Raw genomic sequence first — 17446 nt, 5'->3', positions numbered from 1 at the left:
TCACCACAAACTCAAACCCAAAGCCTCCCATTGCCGCGACCGCAGTGGCAATCTCACCGACAAAACCCGCAGAAATCGAATGGGTCACAAGCTCTCAGGGTGACGGTGATGGGTTGGTGCTTGTTGCAAATCTACGTCCAATTCAGCCAGACGCGCCTTCGCGTTCTCGCGGCGCGTTTCGCCCGAGCTTTGCTTCGTCGCTTCGCCCTCTCAAAGCCAAGAGGGCGCAGGGAAGACCGGTGCCGGCTGGCACCCGCGGTCCGCTGCGCGAAAAGCACACGCAGAAAAACCGCACAGCAGCATACAGGTGTCGCCGAATACTCGGCCTTCCCTGCGCAGTGGAAAATAAATACGCGCATGGATTTGGGGAGACCGGTATGGAGATTGTAAGCCATTGATCATCCGAAAGTTCTCGTCCCATAATGCCATACGCATCCATCGGCATGCGCGGACACCATCGCGACACTTCGCGAGAACGGGGACACGATCATGGCCCGTAAAATCAGCTTCAGCCCACTCGAAAGCCGCAGTGCTCGCCTGCGTCTGAAAGCCCGCCGCAGACCTTACAGCGGCCCGTCATTGGCGCGCGGCATTTCGCTGATGTACCGCCGCAACAAGACGAACGGCACGTGGGTGCTCAAGGCCAGCAACGGCCATGGCGCCTACTGGACCAACGGCTTTGCGCTGGCGGACGACTTCGAGGACAGCAATGGCAAAAGCGTGCTGACGTTCTACGAGGCGCAGGACGCTGCGAAGAAGCTGGCCCGTGGCGAGAACGGCGGCGCCGGCACCGCGCCGATCACGGTTGATACCGCCCTCGATGATTACAAGCGCGATCTCGAAGCCCGCGCTGCTAACCCTTACAATGCCGAATGGCCGCGCCTGCATCTCACACCTGTGCTGCTGGCAAAGCCGGTGCAGCTGCTCACCGCCACAGAGCTGAAGAAATGGCGCGACGGCCTGCTCGGCAAAATCGTGCCCGCCACGATTAACCGGCTCTGCCGCTGTCTGTGCGCAGCGTTGGAGCAGGCGTCGCAGCACGATGAGCGCATCCAGAACAAGGCATGGGAGGTCGGGCTTGCTGGTTTGCCGGACGCGCAAGAGGCGCGCAACGTGATCATCTCCGACGAGGAGGTGCGCGAATTCATCCGCCTCGCCTATATCCATGATGAGAAGTTCGGGCTGCTCAGTGATGTCCTGGCGGTCACTGGCGCAAGGCCATCGCAAGCCGTGCGCCTGCTGGTCGAGGATTTGCAGGATCACCCGGTGCGCCCGAAAGTAATGATGCCGAAGTCGGCCAAGGGCGGCGGCCGAAACCGCAGCCAGAAGAAGCATGAGCGCTATTCGGTGCCGATCACGCCGGCGCTGTCGGCCAAGCTGAAGGAAGCGGCCAAGGGCCGCGCCGACGATGCGCCGCTGCTCATGCAAAGCGACGGCCGCCCTTGGGACAAAAATCCCGGCCAGAACTATCATCGCGACGTAGACAAGGTCGTCACCGCCATCGGGCGCGCTCCTGCGGTCGTGACGATGTACGCGCTGAGGCACAGCAGCATCGTGCGAATGTTGCTGTCCAACATTCCGATCCGGGTGGTGGCGTCGCTGCACAACACCAGCGTCGCGATGATCGAAAAGCATTATTCGCGATACATCGTCGAGCACAGCGACGACATCTCTCGCAGGGCGTTGCTACAGGATGAGTTACCGACCGGCGAAAACGTCGTCGTGTTGGCATCCTGACAACCAGATCAGAGGCTGGCATTAGGTCGCGTGCACGTGCTTTTTATTCGCATCGATTAGCGCGCGCAGATTACGAGGTGCCCGTCGCGCCAAAAGCTCGAATGTCCGCCAACTGCTCGAGGCATCTCGCGAAAGTTACAGACAGGTTTCATCGGCTTACTGACAGCTTCCTGCCCTTGCACTTGATGACAACCGCGAACCTTGCTCTATTAATACAGCTCCTAAAGACATGAGGTCATGTGACCTCACCTGACTGTCAGGAGCTTATTCATGCACTCTCCGGTACAAACAAACGCACGGGATAACGCCGACGCCTACAGCGTTGACGAATTCTGCGCGCGTCACCGCATCAGCTCGCAGCTCTTTTACAAGTTGAAGCCGGCTGGCCTGATGCCCACGACCTTCAAGGTCGGCACGCGCGTCCTGATCTCGCGTGAGGCTGCTGCGGCATGGCGTCGTGCGCGTGAGGCCGCGTCGCAGATGGCCGAGAGCGCCGCGTAGTCGCAGAAAAGGCGGCCCGCCACAGGCCGCCTCCATCTCTCTCGCACGGAATTTTAGAATGCTTTTCGTTGATAGCAGCGCGCCCGCGTGCGCGCAAGCAGGCCGCGTTCTTTCCGAACGGATGGGAGAACGCTGGTCATGAACACGCACGCACAAATCCAAAAGCAGCAGCTTCAGGCAGCCGCCTATGTCGCCATGGCGCTGCCGGTCATTCCGCTCGCCAAGAGCGCGGATGATCTCCGGGCTTGGTGGAACGAGGAGCAGCAGCACAGGGATAAATATGGTCTCACTGCGACCCAAACTCAAACCTTGATCGAAGCCTGCAAGGACCACGTCCGCAGCCTCGGCGAAACGGGCGAGGTGCTGCCATGAACGCGCACACGCAACTCCTCGAAGCCGATGCCGATGTGATCAGCGCGTTCCTCTACATCCTGTTCGCGCCGGATTTTGTGCATGCATTCCCCGATGCATGGATCGAGGTCGTCTTCATCCGGCCCGACGGAAAACTCATCTGGAGCTTTTTCTCTGTGCACGATCTCGAGCCGGTCGTCGGTTGCGTTCTGCACATGAACGGCGGGGGCTGGAATTGCTATGTGGGTGCCGCCTTGCGTCACGGTGAGAAGCCGAGGAAGGGGCGAGCCGGAAAAGAGCACTTCTGCGCCGCCTCTCACGTCTGGGCCGATTGCGATGACCACGGGTGCTTTGAGCGCGCGGTCGACATCAGCAAGCGCGAGCAGATCAACCCGTCGATGGTGCACATCACCGGCACCACGCCGCACACACGCGCCCAGATTTGGATCAAGAGCGCCGAGCCCATCACCGATCTTGCAAAGCTGGAGACCGCAACCACCGCGCTGCGCGACGCTTTCGGCAGCGACAGTGTACAGAATGCCGACCGCATCATGCGCATTCCGGGCACGGTCAATTTTCCGCCGCGCAACAAGATTGAGCGGGGTTACATTATCGAACTGACGACGTTGCAGTCTGCTCGGGATGCGCCGGCCTATTCGGTCGAGGCGTTGTGCGACCTGCGCAAGGCTAAGTCAGAAGGGACGAACCCCACTGTCGGCCCGCACTTCGCTGCCACTGCGACCGGGCAGAGCGACGCCGATACCAATTTCTTCGAGCGGTATGCGGACGAGCAGCACAGACAGGCTGGTCGCCTGACCGATGGCGACATGCAGGCCCTGCTTGAGAAGCACCAGAATGGCGATGGGCAAGGCTGGCACAACGATTTGCGCGCGGTCACTTGGGAACTCCTCGTGCGCGGGTATGACCCGTTTGGCATTCAGATGATCATCGGCAGTGCCTGCAAGAAGGGGTTTGATGACCCCGACATCGGGCAGCTCGTCAACAAAAGGTGGGATGAGTTCCAGGCGCAGAGGCGGGAGGTGGAGCGCAGCGAAGTCGAAGAACGCGTGGCAAAGGCCAAGGTGTCGAGCGCACTGGCGCTGACCTACTACAACGAGCTGAACGAGCTGCCGCCGAAATTCTGGATCATGAAGTTCGTGCTGGCCCACGGCGAGACCTCGAATTGGTTCGGCCCGCCCGGCGTCGGCAAGTCGGTGCTGATGACCGATCTGGCATTCCATGTCGCATGGGGTTGCGATTGGCGCGGCTACCGCTCGAAGGAGCGCTGCGGCGTCGTCTACATTGCGCTGGAGCGCGGCGGCCTGGTCAAGCGTCGCCTGTCGGCCTACATGCGAAAGTATGGCGCGCCAGATCTGCCGATTGCTGTTGCCTCCAACGTCGTCGATCTGAAGAACAAGGGCTGCGTCAAGCTGATCGTCGATACGATCCGCGAAGCCGAAACCCGCTTCGACTGCAAGGTTGGTCTGATCGTCATCGACACGATCAGCAAAGGCATCGCCGCCGGCGGTGGCGACGAGGACAAAGCGAAAGACGTGAACGTCGTGCTCGCCAACCTGCGCCGCGTGGAGGAGTTGACGAACGTCCACATCGCCTGCGTGGGCCACACGGGCAAGGACGAGGATCGTGGGCACCGTGGCTCCAACGCGAACCTCGGCGATGTTGACTTGATGGTCAAGATCAGCGGCGGCGACGCGGTCAAGACGGCCACCGTCATCAAGATCAATGACGGCTCCGAAGGCCCGCTCACACACTACAAGATCGAAAGCGCGCTGCTGGGCACCGATGAGGACGGCGACCCCATCACCACCGCCGTCATCTCGGACGATGCCGCCGAGGCCGCCCAAGAGGCCAAGGTCAAGAAAGGGCTGAGCGGTGCCCAGCGCCGGGCCATGGAGCTGCTGACCCGCTGCATCAATGACAACGGACGGCCGCCGCCGCCGTCGCAGGAATTCCCACAGAACGTCCGGGTCGTGTTGCTGGAGGAGTGGCACAACGCATGCGAGCGCGGCGGGCTGTCGTCGGCCAAGGAGGAAGACGACCGGGATCGTGCGTTCCGGCGAGCCAAGGATGATCTGCAAACCTTCAACCGGATCGCCTGCCTTGATGGGCTGGTCTGGCTGGTGCGGGACGATGGCTGAGCAGAGCGCGGACAGCGGACAGAAGCGGACAATGTCCGGTCTTGTCTGCTTGTCCGTTTCCGGACGGACACGGACACACCCCTATAGGGGTGTCCGTCTGTCCGGAGGACCGCAGGGAGGTCGAGTTCAATTCGTTGATCGCCGCGCCGGCCCGGCCGCATTGGCTGACCACATGGCGACAAGCCGGAGAATTCGGCCGTTACCCTTCTTCGAGCGTGGACCAAGGGAACAAGGAGGTTCGGACATGGTGCCCTGATCTTATCTGCGGCGGACGTTAGGTCCGAGAAACAAGCCAACGCGTGAACATGAAACGGACAGACAATGACTGAAATTCAAAGCGACCACCGCGCCACCGGCATCACCGAGCAGCCGGAGAACGCTTCAACGCGCCAGAAGCGCGCGCTCGCCTGCTGAGTCGATGCGTGATGCGTTCCAAGCTCGGCCGAAGCTCCGAGACATCAAGAGCGTGCTTCCGGACATCTATCAGATCGCCTTTCTGGCTTATGACCTCGACGAGGAGTCCGCTGGGTTCTCCCAGAAAGACGAACTGGAGACGGCCTCGGCCTACTGGGAATACCTGAAGCTCGCGGGTGAGGACTGCGGTGATCGGGCGAATGAGCTGGAGCTTGCGATCAAAACGTTGACGGCGATCCTCGCAGCCAAGCCCAACGCCTAGCAGTCGAAGGCAGCACGTAGCGGCGCCCGCCGGTCAGACCGACCGGCGGGACAGAGACTAGAAGGTTCTTCCTACAAGGGGGCCGATGCGGGTCGCGCTCGCGCGCCCGGTATAGCTAGGGTTAGGTTTTTCGAAGGGGGTTGTTCTTTATGTCCGCCACTTCTCACAGTTGCAAGCCATGCGGATAACGATGTTTGATGAGGCGCAGTGATGACAGACGAACAGACAGCTCTCGCAGCCGACCTTGACCGGTTGTCCGCTGATGCGGCCCGGCTTGCGGACCGCTTCCGTCGGCTCAGCAAGGCTGGCGATGCCGTCCCTTCGCCGAGAAACGGGCCAACGTATGGATCATCGATACAGCGCGGCTCCTCGCGTACATCGAGAAGCATCGCGGCGGCTTGCCGGCGCGCGTCAAAGCAGAGAACCGACTGAAGGAATTCTGGCCGAAGTGGTCAGAGCCGCAGGAGCTGCGCCCGGATATGAAATGAGCCAAGCTCGAAACCTCAGCTATGACCGGTAAACCGGACTTGATCTCCCAAAGCCTCTGACCGCGGCTTTTGACCACCCGAAGCGGTCCTTCAAAGCACCTCACAATCCCAGGACAAAAAGTGGTAGGGTGTTCCTCCCAATAGGCGCGTCCTTACAGGAGGGGACATATGCGACGGCGGGACTTCATCCGGCTTGTCGGACTATCACCCGCTTTGCCGCTAATGGTGCGCGCGCAGCAGGGTGCGATGAGCGGCAGAGTGGCGAAGATTGGGGTGCTTTGGCATGCGGGCAGCGCCGAGGAAGAGAAGGTCTATCTGGATATCCTAACCAAGGCATTCAATAATCTTGGTTACGTCGAAGGCAAGAACGTTGTATTCTTGCATCGGTTTCCCGCCGAGCAGCTGGAGCGATTTCGCAGCCTTGCCAGAGAGCTGGTCGAAAGTAGTGCCGATGTCATCGTTGCGATAACGGCGCCGGGAGCCGTCGTACTAAAGCAGACCACGAGCACAATACCCGTTGTCTTCGCTATCGTGCCAGACCCGGTCGGCACCGCACTTGTTGCTAGTCTGGCGCATCCTGGCGGAAATCTGAACCGGATTATCTGTTATTGCAACCGATCTCTCCGGCAAACGTCTCAGTCTTTTGAAGGAAGCTGTCCCAAGTCTGAGCCGCGTGGCGCTTCTCATAGATCGGTCGATGGACCCGAATACTTCAAAACACAATGTCTCAACGTACTCGAACGCCGCTGAGGCCATAGGTGTTGTCCTGCATCCGTTCGAAGTGGCAACGCCGGAGGCAATCGATGGGGCATTTTCGGCTGCTGCTGCCGACGGATGCGATGGCGCGATTGTGGTCGGATCGATGCTCGCGAACGAGGGACCGCGGGTTGGAGCATCAGCGCTGGCGCACCGAATAGCGGGGGTATCGATATGGGCTGAAAAGGTGCGCTTTGGACTGCTAATGTCGTATGGGCAAGATGTATCCGAAGTTCTCGTCAAGACAGCTGGCTACGTCGATAAAATTCTGAAGGGCGCAAAACCGGCTGATCTTCCCGTTGAACAGCCCACGCGCTTGAAGCTGGTGATCAACCTCAAGGTCGCGAATGCCCTCGGCCTGACCATACCGCCGACATTGCTTGCCAGCGCCGACGAGGTGATAGAATAGCACCTTCACGCGAGGCATGAGTCCGGAGTTGATCCATCCCAGACATCATTGCCCAATAGACATGCCCAAGGTCCGGCCATAGGCTTTCTGCTGATACTTCGGTGCGGATGAGCTGAGCCGTTCCGCGATCTTTTCTATGGCCTAACGGAAGGCAGGACAATGGCTGAACTTATTAAGGTTGGCGCAATGCAATTACGGTTTTTGCGCACCAAGTATGATACCAGCGGGGCGCTTGATATGTTTGAGGTATTGATCCCGCCAAACTCCCGTATGCCGGTGCCGCACCATCACCGTGACTGGGAAGAAACGATCTATGGTCTTGAGGGCGTCATCACTTGGACCGTCGCCGGCAAGCGTATCGAGATCAACCCCGGAGACGATCTCTTCATTCCGCGCGGTGTTGTCCACGGGTTCGTCAACGAGACGCAGGCGATTGCGAAAATGCTTTGCGTTCTCACGCCAGGCATTCTCGGGCCGGAATTCTTCCGGGAAATGGCCGTAGCCATCGGCGGCCCTGCGCCTCCTGATCCTGCCCGGATGGGCGAGATCATGAAACGCCACGGCCTGATACCCGCGCCATCTTAATTAAGTGGGCTGGCTGCATGCGCGCTTTGCTTGCGAACCGAGTTATTTCAGAATGTCGCTTGTTGGCCCCGTAGCGGAAGTGCTCGCACGCACCTGCAAGCCCAGCTCTTAAGAGCAAAGCGGACATCGCCTGCCGCTCCAGCGCTCAAAAATCCCGCCAAATCTGGAGCGCACCACAAGTAACTGCATCGGATGTGGAGCGCTCCACGCGCCAAGCCTACGCAAATCACTTTGCTCGGCTTAGACTCGCTGCATGAAAAACCCCTTCCGAAAAGCTCCCATGCAGCAACTCGAAACCACTATCGCCTCGCTCACCAAGCGCGGCGAACAGCTCGTCGCCAAGCGTGTTTCGGCGCAAGTGGCGCTGGAACAGGCAATTCAGGGGCGCCGGGACGCGCTCCTATCGGGCGAACCTCGAAGATCACCGGGAACTCGACAAACAGCAGGCTGGCGTCATCGCGGCAACCTCGAACCTCGCCGGCATCGACGACGCCCTCGCTGTTCTTGCACACCAGAAAGCGGAAGCCGAGCGCCAGCTCGCCGCTCAACGCGAGCGCATCAAGCGTGCTGCGGCGGCTGACAAGCTGAGCAAGCAGGTCGCCGGCATCGAGGCTGCGTTGCCGGCTTACCTTGAGCAATCGCGCGCTCTTGCTGAAGCGCTGTCCGAGATCCGCCACTGGCATTTTGAGAGCGGCCAGATGGCGGGCTTTCTTCAGAACACCATGGGTCAGATCGAAGTTGCTGCCAACTTCACGCTGCCCGAGCTGAAGGCGATGCCCGGCGCTATCCGCGACGGTCGTCAGACGATCCCGGACGCGCCCCTGCCGGTTGAAGTGACCGAGCCGGAGGTGGAGATGCAGATTGCGTCGCAGGGTGTGTTGGGCAAGAGCGCCCCGCACATCGAGCCGGACCCGGTGCTTCGCGCAGCCAATTTCACCGTGATCGACCGCAGCGCTGAAGCGCGGACGATCCCGATTGACGTGCCTCGCTCATGAAGGCAAACGGCCCGATGGTCGCCCGCACCGTGCCAAAACTAGGCCAATCGCTCTTTGAAGTTCGTGCGCGGATGTTAGCCCGCCAGCGCATGCACGCCCAAATGTCCAAGTGCATCAATGAATAGCAGTTCCCGACGGCCGAAGGTGGATGCCGCGTTGCTTCCTTGCGTGGCGGCGGTCGCGTCGGTGGAAGCGGCCAGCTCATCTCGTCTGGTGAGCTGGCCGCAGGAGTATTCGAGCATGTCCCACAAGATCACAGACCGAGAGACCGAGCCTGACGAGTACATCACCATGCTCGCCTCGCTCGGCCGTACTGAGGAGCGCGATCACCGGTTGGCGGTCCACGAAGCCGGCCATGCCGTCTGTGCGCGCCTCCTCGGTCATGCGTTGGGCGGAGCTACCGTCGATCCAGGACCAGGGTACGGAGGTCTCGTTTGGCGTGAGCGGTACGTTCCAGCGTCCCCGGAAGTGCGCGGCGATGCGTCCGACGTTCGCGAATGTTTTTCTCCATTGATGCCAAAGGCTGGCGAAGATCACAGCGCGTTCGCCGACATCTACGGCAACACCTACATCCGCATTCTTGAATTACTGTCTGGCAGAGCTGCCGAGCGTATGCTGATCGATGGCGAGCCTGCGTGGCCGGCGGATGACCTCCGGCAGGCCCGCGAACTGGCCCTGCTGTTCTGTAAGAGCGAGCAGGCAATCGAGACGTTTATTGCGCATTGCGATGTTGCCGCGCGTGATTTGCTGATGCCGTATGGCGATGTCGTGATGGTGCTGTCCACGGTGCTGCGCACCAAGCGGACGCTCAATGGCCGCGAGATCGATCAGATCATTCTGGAGGTGGAAACGCGCAAGGCGATGGCGATTGAGCATCAGCGCCGGGCCGAATGGCGCAAGAGCGAGCTAGAGGCGGCTCGTTTTCGGGCCGAATGTGAGCCGTTTCCCGCTGCACGGCTGCGAACTATTTCTCACGATCAGGCGTCCTAATCAGCGACGCTTGTGATCTGAAGGCGCGGCGGATGTAACCGGCCTGATGATCTCTAATGGCCCCGGCGTACTTCGTACGCCGGGGCCATTTCCTTTTGGCTTAGTTCTGGCCCTTAGTTACCGCTGATGACCCAGACCGATACCGAGCGCGAGCGCCTTCTGTCTCAGCGAGCCCTCCGACCGCTTCATCAGTTTCGAAAGTTTGGCGACAGGGGTGCGAGCCTTGGAATGCGCTTTGATCAGTTTAACGTCTTCATTCGTGTATTCTTTGCGTTTGGTCTTAGTCGTTTTAGCCACTGATGCTCTCCGAGCCGATTAATGGGGGTGCGTAATAGCACGCCGAACTGCATCATCAAGACCAGTCCGAGATCTGATGCCTTACGGTGAATATCGTGATGGTGCTGTCCATCGTGTTGCGGATCAAACGCACGCTGGATGGTGTTGAGATCGACAAGATCATCTCGGATGTGGAGACTGAAAAGGCGTTGGCGGCCGAGCACAGGCAGCGGGCTGACCGGCGCAAGGCTGAGCTGGGGGCCAAGTCATTCTCGGCGGATGTACTCGAACCAGCGATGCCAAGACCCTCGGAGCTACGTCTCCGGGGGTCTATTTTGTGTCTACCCGACGGTCTCCTTTGCTCCTTCGATCTCGGCTGGAACTTGTACTTCCACATTGCAACGATGGTGAACGCCTGTTCAATAAAGTTTCGCGGCTGTTCCCGGAACGGCGACATTTGCTACGCGTTTTGCCAATCGTAACCAGCGAAGGGAGAAGCACAATGAGGAAGGTTTGTTACGTCCTTGCCGCAGTGACGGCACTCAGTGTGGCAGCACCGACGCTCGCCAGTGCTCAGGAGTTCGGTTTCCGGATCGGCGGCGACCACGGATACTACCGCGACAGGGACTACGGATATGACCGTGGCTATGATCGCGGATGGCACCGCGGCTGGTACAACCATGATCGAGACCGCACGGTAGTTATTAGGCGTCACCATCATTGGGACTACGACGATTAAGGAAGACGATTAAGGAAAATGGCCCCGACATTCGGGGCCATTTTTTTGCTTGCGCGGTCAACCGCGAAGGGCCCGACATGTCCGCCAAAGATTACGCCGATGATCTCCGCGCAACTGTGCACTACGCGCTGGAGACAACCCGTGCCGTCGCGGTCTGTCCGTTCCACACCGAAGTCACCATCCGCGTAGGCGACGATGCAGCCGAAAGCCACGCCTTCGAGCGCGCCAAGAGGACCGTTAGGAGCGATGGCACGAATTGGGAGACGCAAGACCTCAGGCAAGAAATCGCACGCCAGCTCAGCAGAGCGGCGGACGGAGAGTGTCCACGCTGCGCAAAACATTGACCCGCGCCGGGCAGCGCATCAAATGCATCCCCTCAATCGAGAAGTTCAACAGTAATCCTATCGTTCGCCTTAGCGCACAGTTCCAGAATTAACTTGCAACACGAACATCAATCTTAATTCCAGACCGTGATTGCGGACGCGCTCCAGAGGATTAGGTTTGCGCACACCGGACATTGCCCTTGTCCGGTCCACCCCAGCGAAGTCGCCGCATCATCATACTCGGTGCAGCGACTTCGTCACTGGATAGTCGCGCGAGCTTCATTTGAGAGAGCAGCCGGACCACAAAACGCTTGATCTCATCGAGATGCGTCGCCAACTTACGGCGCTCCGTTCGAAACACTCGGGCAATCTTCCAATTACATCGCTGTTGAACCGCTTCCTCGTGAAAGTCGCATTTCTGGCGGAGCCAACAGACCTCGCGCACGAGCGGTATCTTCGCTCGGAATTCGAACGAACGCTGACGAAGGTCAAAGAGATTGCTGCGCGGGCGAAATCTGACCGAGCGGCACGTCCACGTGCTGTTTTGCACCCGATTGGCCGGTTACTTGCTACGGACCTTGCGAGCCTCCCGTAGTATTGCCAATGTCGGATGCGAACCCGCTTTAGCACTGCCCTAACGAACTTCAGTCACACTAAATCTGGCCGGTCTCAGTAACGCCGGGCGGTTTATCTCTACCCGCGCTCAATATCGATGCGGGACATGAGCCGAGGGTTTGGGCTGTAGATCGTTGGCGCTGCTCAAGGTCGCTCGACGACTACTTCTTTCGCGCCATTCGCCTCGACCCAGCGTAGCGGCCGAATTCGGCAGCTATCTTCGTTGCGCTAACTCCCTGCCGGGCCAACCTGACCAATCGCCGGATTTCCTGCTCGGCCCATTGCTTTGGCTTCGGTGCTTTCATGGTGCGGCGCTCAAAACCTGCCGAACCCACCTAACCCGTACGCCTGGTTGCCAACGCTTTGGGAAATTTACGGGTGGTGCCTGCCCGCCACGAGGCTCAGCGGTGCGGCGGCTGGGGTGCTCGGGAGATGGGCGTGCGCGGCGTCCCGATTATTGCGCGAACGCGCTCGCCATCCCGACGCACCATCAGCCGGTAACGTCGTGCTTGATTTCGTGGACCCACGGCGGGCCGGACGGTGGCCGGACTACCCTCGACGGCTGGCACGGTTCGATGAAGCCGGACGGACGCCGCACGATCATGAGCGATTGTGATCGAAGTGCAACGGCTGGGTCATTATCGCCTGTTCAGTTTTCTCGCAAATGGTCATCCGCGCCCATCAACTGATAGTAAAGCTCGATGGCTTCGATATTGACGTTCCTGTTTTGTTGAATTGCATTGTGCCAGATCATCGCGCTGCCATCTGGGGCAGCACCCATGGTGATGGGCGATCCTTCGTCTAAACAGTTGTACCGCAATCGAATTGTGATCGAAGAAGGTTTTATCCCTCCACGAATGTTGTTGAGGAGCAAGCTATAGTCGCTTGCAGGTATGAACACCTCAAAAATGATTGACACGGAAAACTGTAATCGTCGCCTTTCATCGCCTCAAAGTATGTCATCGCGTTGAGAGAAGGTCCGCGCACGTCGGATGCAGGATGGACGGTCAGATTGGCGGAAATCTCGTTCGGCTTGTTCCCCCGGATGGAGGCATATGCCGAATTTTCAAGGACTTCGCCGGTTTCCAGCTTGAGATTATCATGTCCCGCGACCTGAAGTGTGAAGCTCAACCAGTGCGTCGTTTCAGTCTGGTCGTCACCGAACGTGGTCCGGGTAGACATGCCAAGGCCCGTAGGTATCATTTTCAACAACATGCGCGCCCCTCGCATCAATTCGCGAGGACTTGGCTCGCATGTAAAGCCGTCCTTATCAAGTGGCAGTCAATCGGCAGGGACTAAATGTTGTCGATGTTGGCGAGCAACCAGATTTTGAATGCCACCATTTTGGGTGTCCATTCCTCCAGCTTCGACGCCGCGCGCGCGATCATGAACGCGGCGCCAGCGCACTCAATCTGCATCGCTGGCTGACCGCCGTGCTTCAGCCAATCCCGCTCGCTGTTCAGTATCGAAATCCACTCTTTTTTGTCGAACCGCTCCAACGCTCTGGGGTGTTGCTTCAGCCAGCCGAACATGTGGTGGCCGGTGCGTTCGATCATCCCCTCTGCGGCTCCGGCCAGCGTGAGCGCCACGTCGAAGTCTCCTGCCTGCAAAGCATCTATGGCCGCATCAACTTGACGGCTCGCAGCCTTGTGCAGGGTCAAGAACAGCGATGCACCGATGTCGATCTTGAGCGGGGTCTCAGGTAGCGTCATCCAACCGTTCCTCCCGACCTGCATCGCGCCGCAGCCCTTTGCTCTGGGCCGCCATTCTTGGTTTAGGTCAATCCTCGGTCGCCGGATCGGCGAGGAGGTTGCGGTCCTTGCGATATTTCTCAATGGACCGTCGCAGCCGCCGCTTCTGCTCGGCGCGCGGCTGCTGACTGATGTCCGGGAACGCGGTCCTCACCACGCCCAAATCGGCGTCAGGCGAAAGCTTGTCCTCGTTGAGAGCGTACCACCAGACCTGGAAGACCTGTGCTGCGACCGGCAATCGCTTCTGTACCGTCATGTAGTCCCACCAGCCCACGAATAGCGCAACATCGTTGTTGATGTCGCTGAAGCTGGCGAGCAGTTGCTCGTCCGCGCGCGGAAGACCCTTGAGATCGAAACAATGCTTGAACGCATTCCAGTACTGGTTTCTCAGCTTACGGATCGCTTTGCGATCCATGTGCGGCTGATCCTTTAGAATGTGCATCGCGAACGGGTCTTCGCCGTGCACTTCCGCCAGTCCCTCAACGATTTCGCCGCCGCCACAAGCTAAGCACTGAATTGAAATCGGGTCTTTCTCCCGCACGAACAGGTCGAGCGCCATCACCAACTGCGCCCTTGCCACCGCGATCTTCGCCAATGGTTGGGTCGGATTGTCGCTCTCATTCATCCTGCAATCTTGTCCTCTTTGTCCGCCCCACGCATCACGATCCTGAGCGCATCATCCGGCAACGGCCGTTGCAGCGCCCTAGCCTCAATCCATGGCGCTCGCATCCAGACATCGCGCTCCTTATCGGTCGTGAGGATCATCGGCATCGGCTTCGGATGGATCGGTTCAACCATGGCGTTCGGCGTAGTCGTCAGGAAACTATCGATAAGGTGCGGGCCTGAGACCGGCTTGAACTTGTGCCGCGATCACCGTTGAACGTGATCCAGATGCCAGCGAAGGCGAACAGCGGGCGGTCATCGTCAACCGCGAACCACACCACGTCCTTTTCATTGGTCTCAGGGTTCGGCTCCGGCGCGTATTCAGCAGAGCTGTTGACCGGGGCTAAGCATCGGTTGCAACCCATTCTGTAAATTGCCGAGGCGGCCTTTCATCACTGCCAAAATCGCCTCTTTGTTCTCGGTGCCCTTGTCCCAGACGTAGCCATGGGCGAGGCTAATTACGATGCCGCTGCTAAGGTGCAGCAGGAAGCCACCCGGTATGATGGTGATCAGCAGAAGAGTAGCGCCGCCGCGCGTCAGCCCTTTCAATGCTGGCGCAATTAAATCTTGGAGATCATCTTGCTCAGATTTCCTAATCAGGAAATAGGCTCGCCCGAGGGCGATTAAACTAACCAACGGGGCCACCACGTTGGCGTAGACAATGCCGCTGCATTCAGTCGCCGTGGCCGACGCCACTAATTTAGCCGGGTCGTTCCAATTGCAGTAGATCGACACGCCGCAAACGTCGCCACCTATAAGCTGAGCTACATTTACACAATCCAAGTGCTTGAAATATTCGCTGACTTGATCAGCATGATCTAGGATAAGGATCGGCATACCGCGCGTGGTGATTAGGTCTTTCCAGTATTCATTCGCCCAGATGCCAAGTTGGTCCAGCGCGCTAAGGTCGGGCAACGACGAACTAACTGCCTTCCAACTACCGGCAAGACTGTGACCGCCATCGTAGAGCCGGTGCCAGCCGCCGCCGATGTGGGTGCGGAGATACTCAGCATCCATAGCCTTACTAGCAAGGGTTGCGTGCTGGCTGCTCAGGTGATTTGTCAGCCAATTGCTGAATTCGCTGTTGTTCTTCCAATCGAGCGCGGCCGTATATGCCTCGGCGGCAACAGAGGCCGTCGCGGTCAGTCCGCCTGCTACTGAGCTACTGACGCGTTCGGAGGCCACGCGTCCGGCGTCCCGCCAGCGGGATGCGACTTGCGTTGCACGTTGACGCCAAGCATCCACAAAATCCATTATTCCCCCGAAACGTCAGTCGATTTCTAATCAATGTCAGTCAACCTAACCGAGCGCAACCCCCATATCCAGCTCATGGGTAGTCACGCTCGCGCTAGTACACCGCGCGGGCGATCCACCGCAAGCTGCACCAACTTTCACAGGGCCAGTTGTCACACGCCTCAGTGAGGAAGTACCGGTCCGATGAATGTGCAGTCCTCGCACTTGCACGCAGGATCGTGAAGAATCAGCGTGACGATGATCCGATCCCACAGCAGCATCGCCCATACGTGAAGGTCATTCATCTCCGGGAATTTGTGAAATGAGTAGGCGAAAACGCCCTGATAGCTCCCTCTCGAATTTAGCAAATTTGCGTCGGTGAGTATCGTAAACACCTCGGGCGGTGGCTCGCCTGGTGGCGTGATCGTGAAGTGGCAATTCCACAGTGGCGGCGATATCTCGCCGTGATGGTGGTAATGCAGCCCACGGGCAATTTTGTAGATGACATCGTGCGCACGATCAGGGTCAATCCTCTTAGCGACCCGATTTGCCGGTAGTATGACCCCACCTACGACGTGCTGAAATTCCTTCAGCACTTGGTTCGCCAAGGGAACGTTTTCGCCTCTTGTAAACCGCGCGATGCCATCGCGCCATAACGCGTCACCACTAATTGATCCTCTCGCAAACGGCAGCAACGTGTGCACGAAGTATTCCTCGTCCAGCCTCCAACGCTCGTTGCATGCTGCGTGCGTCGGTAAGGTAATGAGTTGGACCGCAAACTGCTTACGAATTTCCGGTGCGAAGAAGCGACGCGGCGGCACGTGGTCACGATTGATCAGATTGAACAGATCGTTGCCGCAGAGATAGCATTTCTGGTGTCTTGAACTTGCCATGCGAATTCAAATTTGAATTGACGGTTCGATTAGCATCAGCCGTACATCCGACCGTTCTTAGTGCTGCGAGGCCAAGGGCAAAAGTTTTTGGAATTTCCTGCTGTCCCCGAGAGCGGGAGCAATCGTGCGCAGGCGCGAGAGAGCTTTTCCAAGCGCGTAGACACTTCCCGGCGGCGCATCGCCAACCACGGCCACCAGCATGTCTAACATCTTAGACGGAGCGGCTTTGTAGAACGCTTCGTCGGCCTCAGCTATGGAATGCACAGTTGATTGCGAACGCGGATCGTCGGGCTGAATGAATGGAATGATAACGTCAGCAGCTTCCGGAAAAGCCTCTCCAGATGCGAGCAATATTCGTACAAGTGTGAACGTCGCTGCTGGTGTCTGCAACTCGACATCGAGCGGCCTGTCCGTAGCGCGTGATCTGTCGCCTGTTTGTAGCTCGTGAAGTGTCGTGTTTTTGGTGCCCTGGAACAAAGGGGGCACGATGGGCACGGCATCCATTCACGAGGGTGTACGACGGATGCGGTTTTCGAGTTTATTGGATCGGACGGAGGCGAAAGAGCTGACGCAGGCTGCGGCCTCCGAGCTTCTCGGGATCAACGTGCGGACATTTCAACGCTGGGCGGAACGCTTTGAAGCGGAGGGCGACGACGGGCTGGTCGACCTGCGTATGGGCCGACGATCGCCGCGACGGGCGCCGGAGGAAGAACTGGAGCGGATGCTCGGGCTGTTCCGGGACAAGTACGCGGATTTCACGGTGAAGCACTTCCATGAACAGCTGCAAAAGCGGCATGGCTATGTGCTTGGCTACACGGTGACGAAGCTGGCCTTGCATGCGGCGGGTTTGGTGCGGAAGGCGCCGAAGCGTTCGGCGCACCGCAAGAAGCGTCCACGCCGGCCGCTTCCGGGGATGCTGCTGCACCAGGACGGATCGCGCCATCCCTGGATCGAAGGTCTGCCGGCGATGGACCTGATCGTCACGCTGGACGATGCGACGAGCGAGATCTACTCGATGCTGCTGGTCGAGGAAGAAGGGACGGCATCGACGTTCCAGGCCTTGGGCGAGGTGATCGGCGAGCATGGCCTGTTCTGCGCGCTCTACACCGATCGCGGCAGCCATTATTTCTACACCCCGAAGGCTGGCGAGAAGGTCTCGAAGACGCAACAAACCCAGGTGGGACGGGCCTTATCGCATCTCGGGATTGAGCATATCGCAGCGTATTCGCCGCAGGCGCGCGGGCGCTCCGAGCGAATGTTCGGCACGCTGCAGGGCCGGTTGCCGAAGGACCTGCGGCTCGCCGGG

Annotated in this window: 23 protein-coding genes and 1 pseudogene; 14 read left to right on the top strand and 10 right to left on the bottom strand. The window is 59.0% G+C overall.

Annotated elements, in window-relative coordinates; genetic code table 11:
- Positions 1–489 precede the first annotated feature (489 nt).
- The 9 genes from IVA82_RS46765 to IVA82_RS46730 all read left to right on the top strand — a co-directional run bounded on the left by IVA82_RS46765 (position 490) and on the right by IVA82_RS46730 (position 8657).
- Positions 490–1737, top strand: coding sequence for a tyrosine-type recombinase/integrase (locus IVA82_RS46765; RefSeq protein WP_247382863.1), 1248 nt, complete (start codon positions 490–492; stop codon positions 1735–1737).
- 270 nt (positions 1738–2007) lie between these two features.
- Positions 2008–2238 (top strand): hypothetical protein, encoded by a 231-nt coding sequence (locus IVA82_RS46760; RefSeq protein WP_247382862.1) that lies wholly within the window; start codon positions 2008–2010, stop codon positions 2236–2238.
- Between the two features lie 138 nt (positions 2239–2376).
- The gene (locus tag IVA82_RS46755) at positions 2377–2610 is read left to right on the top strand and encodes a hypothetical protein (protein ID WP_247382861.1); all 234 of its coding nucleotides are present in this window, start codon (positions 2377–2379) and stop codon (positions 2608–2610) included.
- Positions 2607–4748, top strand: coding sequence for an AAA family ATPase (locus IVA82_RS46750; protein ID WP_247382860.1), 2142 nt, complete (start codon positions 2607–2609; stop codon positions 4746–4748). The genes IVA82_RS46755 and IVA82_RS46750 overlap by 4 nt, the downstream gene beginning before the upstream one ends.
- 466 nt (positions 4749–5214) lie before the next feature.
- Positions 5215–5424, top strand: a complete 210-nt coding sequence (locus IVA82_RS46745; RefSeq protein WP_247382859.1) for a hypothetical protein — start codon at positions 5215–5217, stop codon at positions 5422–5424.
- 656 nt (positions 5425–6080) lie between these two features.
- Positions 6081–6662, top strand: coding sequence for an ABC transporter substrate binding protein (locus tag IVA82_RS48380; RefSeq protein WP_253075588.1), 582 nt, complete (start codon positions 6081–6083; stop codon positions 6660–6662).
- The gene (locus IVA82_RS48375) at positions 6556–7077 is read left to right on the top strand and encodes an ABC transporter substrate binding protein (RefSeq protein ID WP_253075587.1); all 522 of its coding nucleotides are present in this window, start codon (positions 6556–6558) and stop codon (positions 7075–7077) included. The genes IVA82_RS48380 and IVA82_RS48375 overlap by 107 nt, the downstream gene beginning before the upstream one ends.
- Positions 7078–7236: 159 nt before the next feature.
- Positions 7237–7662: a cupin domain-containing protein gene (locus IVA82_RS46735; RefSeq protein ID WP_247382858.1), complete on the top strand. Its 426-nt coding sequence runs from the start codon at positions 7237–7239 to the stop codon at positions 7660–7662.
- 344 nt (positions 7663–8006) lie between these two features.
- Positions 8007–8657, top strand: a complete 651-nt coding sequence (locus tag IVA82_RS46730; protein ID WP_247382857.1) for a hypothetical protein — start codon at positions 8007–8009, stop codon at positions 8655–8657.
- A gap of 74 nt (positions 8658–8731) precedes the next feature.
- Here the strand turns inward: IVA82_RS46730 and IVA82_RS46725 are convergent, their stop codons facing one another.
- Positions 8732–8899 (bottom strand): hypothetical protein, encoded by a 168-nt coding sequence (locus tag IVA82_RS46725; RefSeq protein WP_247382856.1) that lies wholly within the window; start codon positions 8897–8899, stop codon positions 8732–8734.
- On the opposite strand from IVA82_RS46725, the gene IVA82_RS46720 reads away from it, so the two are divergent.
- Positions 8898–9647 carry a hypothetical protein gene (locus IVA82_RS46720; protein ID WP_247382855.1) on the top strand — a complete coding sequence of 250 codons (750 nt, stop codon included), beginning with the start codon at positions 8898–8900 and terminating at the stop codon, positions 9645–9647. The two genes, IVA82_RS46725 and IVA82_RS46720, sit on opposite strands and share 2 nt — an antisense overlap.
- Positions 9648–9764: 117 nt before the next feature.
- Here the strand turns inward: IVA82_RS46720 and IVA82_RS46715 are convergent, their stop codons facing one another.
- The gene (locus tag IVA82_RS46715) at positions 9765–9944 is read right to left on the bottom strand and encodes a hypothetical protein (RefSeq protein WP_247382854.1); all 180 of its coding nucleotides are present in this window, start codon (positions 9942–9944) and stop codon (positions 9765–9767) included.
- 98 nt (positions 9945–10042) lie between these two features.
- Here IVA82_RS46715 and IVA82_RS46710 point away from each other — a divergent pair, with 98 nt between their 5' ends.
- The 3 genes from IVA82_RS46710 (at position 10043) to IVA82_RS46700 (ending at position 11006) form a co-directional block, all read left to right on the top strand.
- Positions 10043–10405 carry a hypothetical protein gene (locus tag IVA82_RS46710; RefSeq protein ID WP_247493972.1) on the top strand — a complete coding sequence of 121 codons (363 nt, stop codon included), beginning with the start codon at positions 10043–10045 and terminating at the stop codon, positions 10403–10405.
- A 20-nt stretch (positions 10406–10425) separates the two neighbouring features.
- Positions 10426–10662 carry a hypothetical protein gene (locus IVA82_RS46705; protein ID WP_247382852.1) on the top strand — a complete coding sequence of 79 codons (237 nt, stop codon included), beginning with the start codon at positions 10426–10428 and terminating at the stop codon, positions 10660–10662.
- Positions 10663–10739: 77 nt separating this feature from the next.
- Complete coding sequence (locus IVA82_RS46700) at positions 10740–11006, top strand: hypothetical protein (RefSeq protein ID WP_247382851.1); 267 nt, start codon at positions 10740–10742, stop codon at positions 11004–11006.
- A gap of 1243 nt (positions 11007–12249) precedes the next feature.
- On the opposite strand, the gene IVA82_RS48750 is transcribed toward IVA82_RS46700, so the two are convergent.
- From IVA82_RS48750 to IVA82_RS46665, 8 genes and pseudogenes are all read right to left on the bottom strand, one after another.
- Complete coding sequence (locus IVA82_RS48750) at positions 12250–12381, bottom strand: hypothetical protein (protein WP_256469843.1); 132 nt, start codon at positions 12379–12381, stop codon at positions 12250–12252.
- 62 nt (positions 12382–12443) lie between these two features.
- The gene (locus IVA82_RS46695; protein WP_247493971.1) at positions 12444–12815 is read right to left on the bottom strand and encodes a hypothetical protein; all 372 of its coding nucleotides are present in this window, start codon (positions 12813–12815) and stop codon (positions 12444–12446) included.
- Positions 12816–12895: 80 nt separating this feature from the next.
- Positions 12896–13312 carry a hypothetical protein gene (locus tag IVA82_RS46690; RefSeq protein ID WP_247382849.1) on the bottom strand — a complete coding sequence of 139 codons (417 nt, stop codon included), beginning with the start codon at positions 13310–13312 and terminating at the stop codon, positions 12896–12898.
- Positions 13313–13379: 67 nt separating this feature from the next.
- Entirely contained in the window at positions 13380–13946 is a 567-nt protein-coding gene (locus IVA82_RS46685) for a hypothetical protein (protein ID WP_247382848.1), read from the bottom strand.
- A gap of 26 nt (positions 13947–13972) precedes the next feature.
- Positions 13973–14370 (bottom strand): annotated as a pseudogene (locus IVA82_RS46680) (SOS response-associated peptidase family protein); the annotation flags it as partial.
- A complete protein-coding gene (locus IVA82_RS46675) occupies positions 14336–15199 on the bottom strand; it encodes a hypothetical protein (protein WP_247382847.1) in 864 nt (287 codons plus the stop codon). The pseudogene IVA82_RS46680 and the gene IVA82_RS46675, both read right to left, overlap by 35 nt.
- A gap of 230 nt (positions 15200–15429) precedes the next feature.
- On the bottom strand, positions 15430–16140 hold the full coding sequence (locus IVA82_RS46670) for a hypothetical protein (RefSeq protein ID WP_247382846.1): 711 nt from the start codon (positions 16138–16140) through the stop codon (positions 15430–15432).
- Between the two features lie 57 nt (positions 16141–16197).
- A complete protein-coding gene (locus tag IVA82_RS46665; protein ID WP_247382845.1) occupies positions 16198–16635 on the bottom strand; it encodes a hypothetical protein in 438 nt (145 codons plus the stop codon).
- Here IVA82_RS46665 and IVA82_RS46660 point away from each other — a divergent pair.
- Positions 16628–17446, top strand: an 819-nt coding sequence (locus IVA82_RS46660; RefSeq protein WP_247493582.1) for an ISNCY family transposase, incomplete at its 3' end; no start/stop codon positions are given. The genes IVA82_RS46665 and IVA82_RS46660 overlap by 8 nt on opposite strands.

It is taken from the genome of Bradyrhizobium sp. 142 (assembly GCF_023074015.1).
Taxonomy (GTDB): Bacteria; Pseudomonadota; Alphaproteobacteria; order Rhizobiales; family Xanthobacteraceae; genus Bradyrhizobium.
The sequence above is the reverse complement of the archived record's forward strand: the minus strand, read 5'-3'. Positions and strand labels throughout refer to the sequence as shown.

Coding starts and splice junctions, on each gene's coding strand:
- IVA82_RS46690 (WP_247382849.1), bottom strand. CDS start 13,312: ATGACGCTACCTGAGACCCCGCTCAAGATCGACATCGGTGCATCGCTG.
- IVA82_RS46670 (WP_247382846.1), bottom strand. CDS start 16,140: ATGGCAAGTTCAAGACACCAGAAATGCTATCTCTGCGGCAACGATCTG.
- IVA82_RS46720 (WP_247382855.1), top strand. CDS start 8,898: ATGTCCCACAAGATCACAGACCGAGAGACCGAGCCTGACGAGTACATC.
- IVA82_RS46750 (WP_247382860.1), top strand. CDS start 2,607: ATGAACGCGCACACGCAACTCCTCGAAGCCGATGCCGATGTGATCAGC.
- IVA82_RS48750 (WP_256469843.1), bottom strand. CDS start 12,381: ATGGGTGCTGCCCCAGATGGCAGCGCGATGATCTGGCACAATGCAATT.
- IVA82_RS48380 (WP_253075588.1), top strand. CDS start 6,081: ATGCGACGGCGGGACTTCATCCGGCTTGTCGGACTATCACCCGCTTTG.
- IVA82_RS46725 (WP_247382856.1), bottom strand. CDS start 8,899: ATGCTCGAATACTCCTGCGGCCAGCTCACCAGACGAGATGAGCTGGCC.
- IVA82_RS46755 (WP_247382861.1), top strand. CDS start 2,377: ATGAACACGCACGCACAAATCCAAAAGCAGCAGCTTCAGGCAGCCGCC.
- IVA82_RS46765 (WP_247382863.1), top strand. CDS start 490: ATGGCCCGTAAAATCAGCTTCAGCCCACTCGAAAGCCGCAGTGCTCGC.
- IVA82_RS46760 (WP_247382862.1), top strand. CDS start 2,008: ATGCACTCTCCGGTACAAACAAACGCACGGGATAACGCCGACGCCTAC.
- IVA82_RS46695 (WP_247493971.1), bottom strand. CDS start 12,815: ATGTTGTTGAAAATGATACCTACGGGCCTTGGCATGTCTACCCGGACC.
- IVA82_RS46700 (WP_247382851.1), top strand. CDS start 10,740: ATGTCCGCCAAAGATTACGCCGATGATCTCCGCGCAACTGTGCACTAC.
- IVA82_RS46735 (WP_247382858.1), top strand. CDS start 7,237: ATGGCTGAACTTATTAAGGTTGGCGCAATGCAATTACGGTTTTTGCGC.
- IVA82_RS46710 (WP_247493972.1), top strand. CDS start 10,043: ATGGTGCTGTCCATCGTGTTGCGGATCAAACGCACGCTGGATGGTGTT.
- IVA82_RS46705 (WP_247382852.1), top strand. CDS start 10,426: ATGAGGAAGGTTTGTTACGTCCTTGCCGCAGTGACGGCACTCAGTGTG.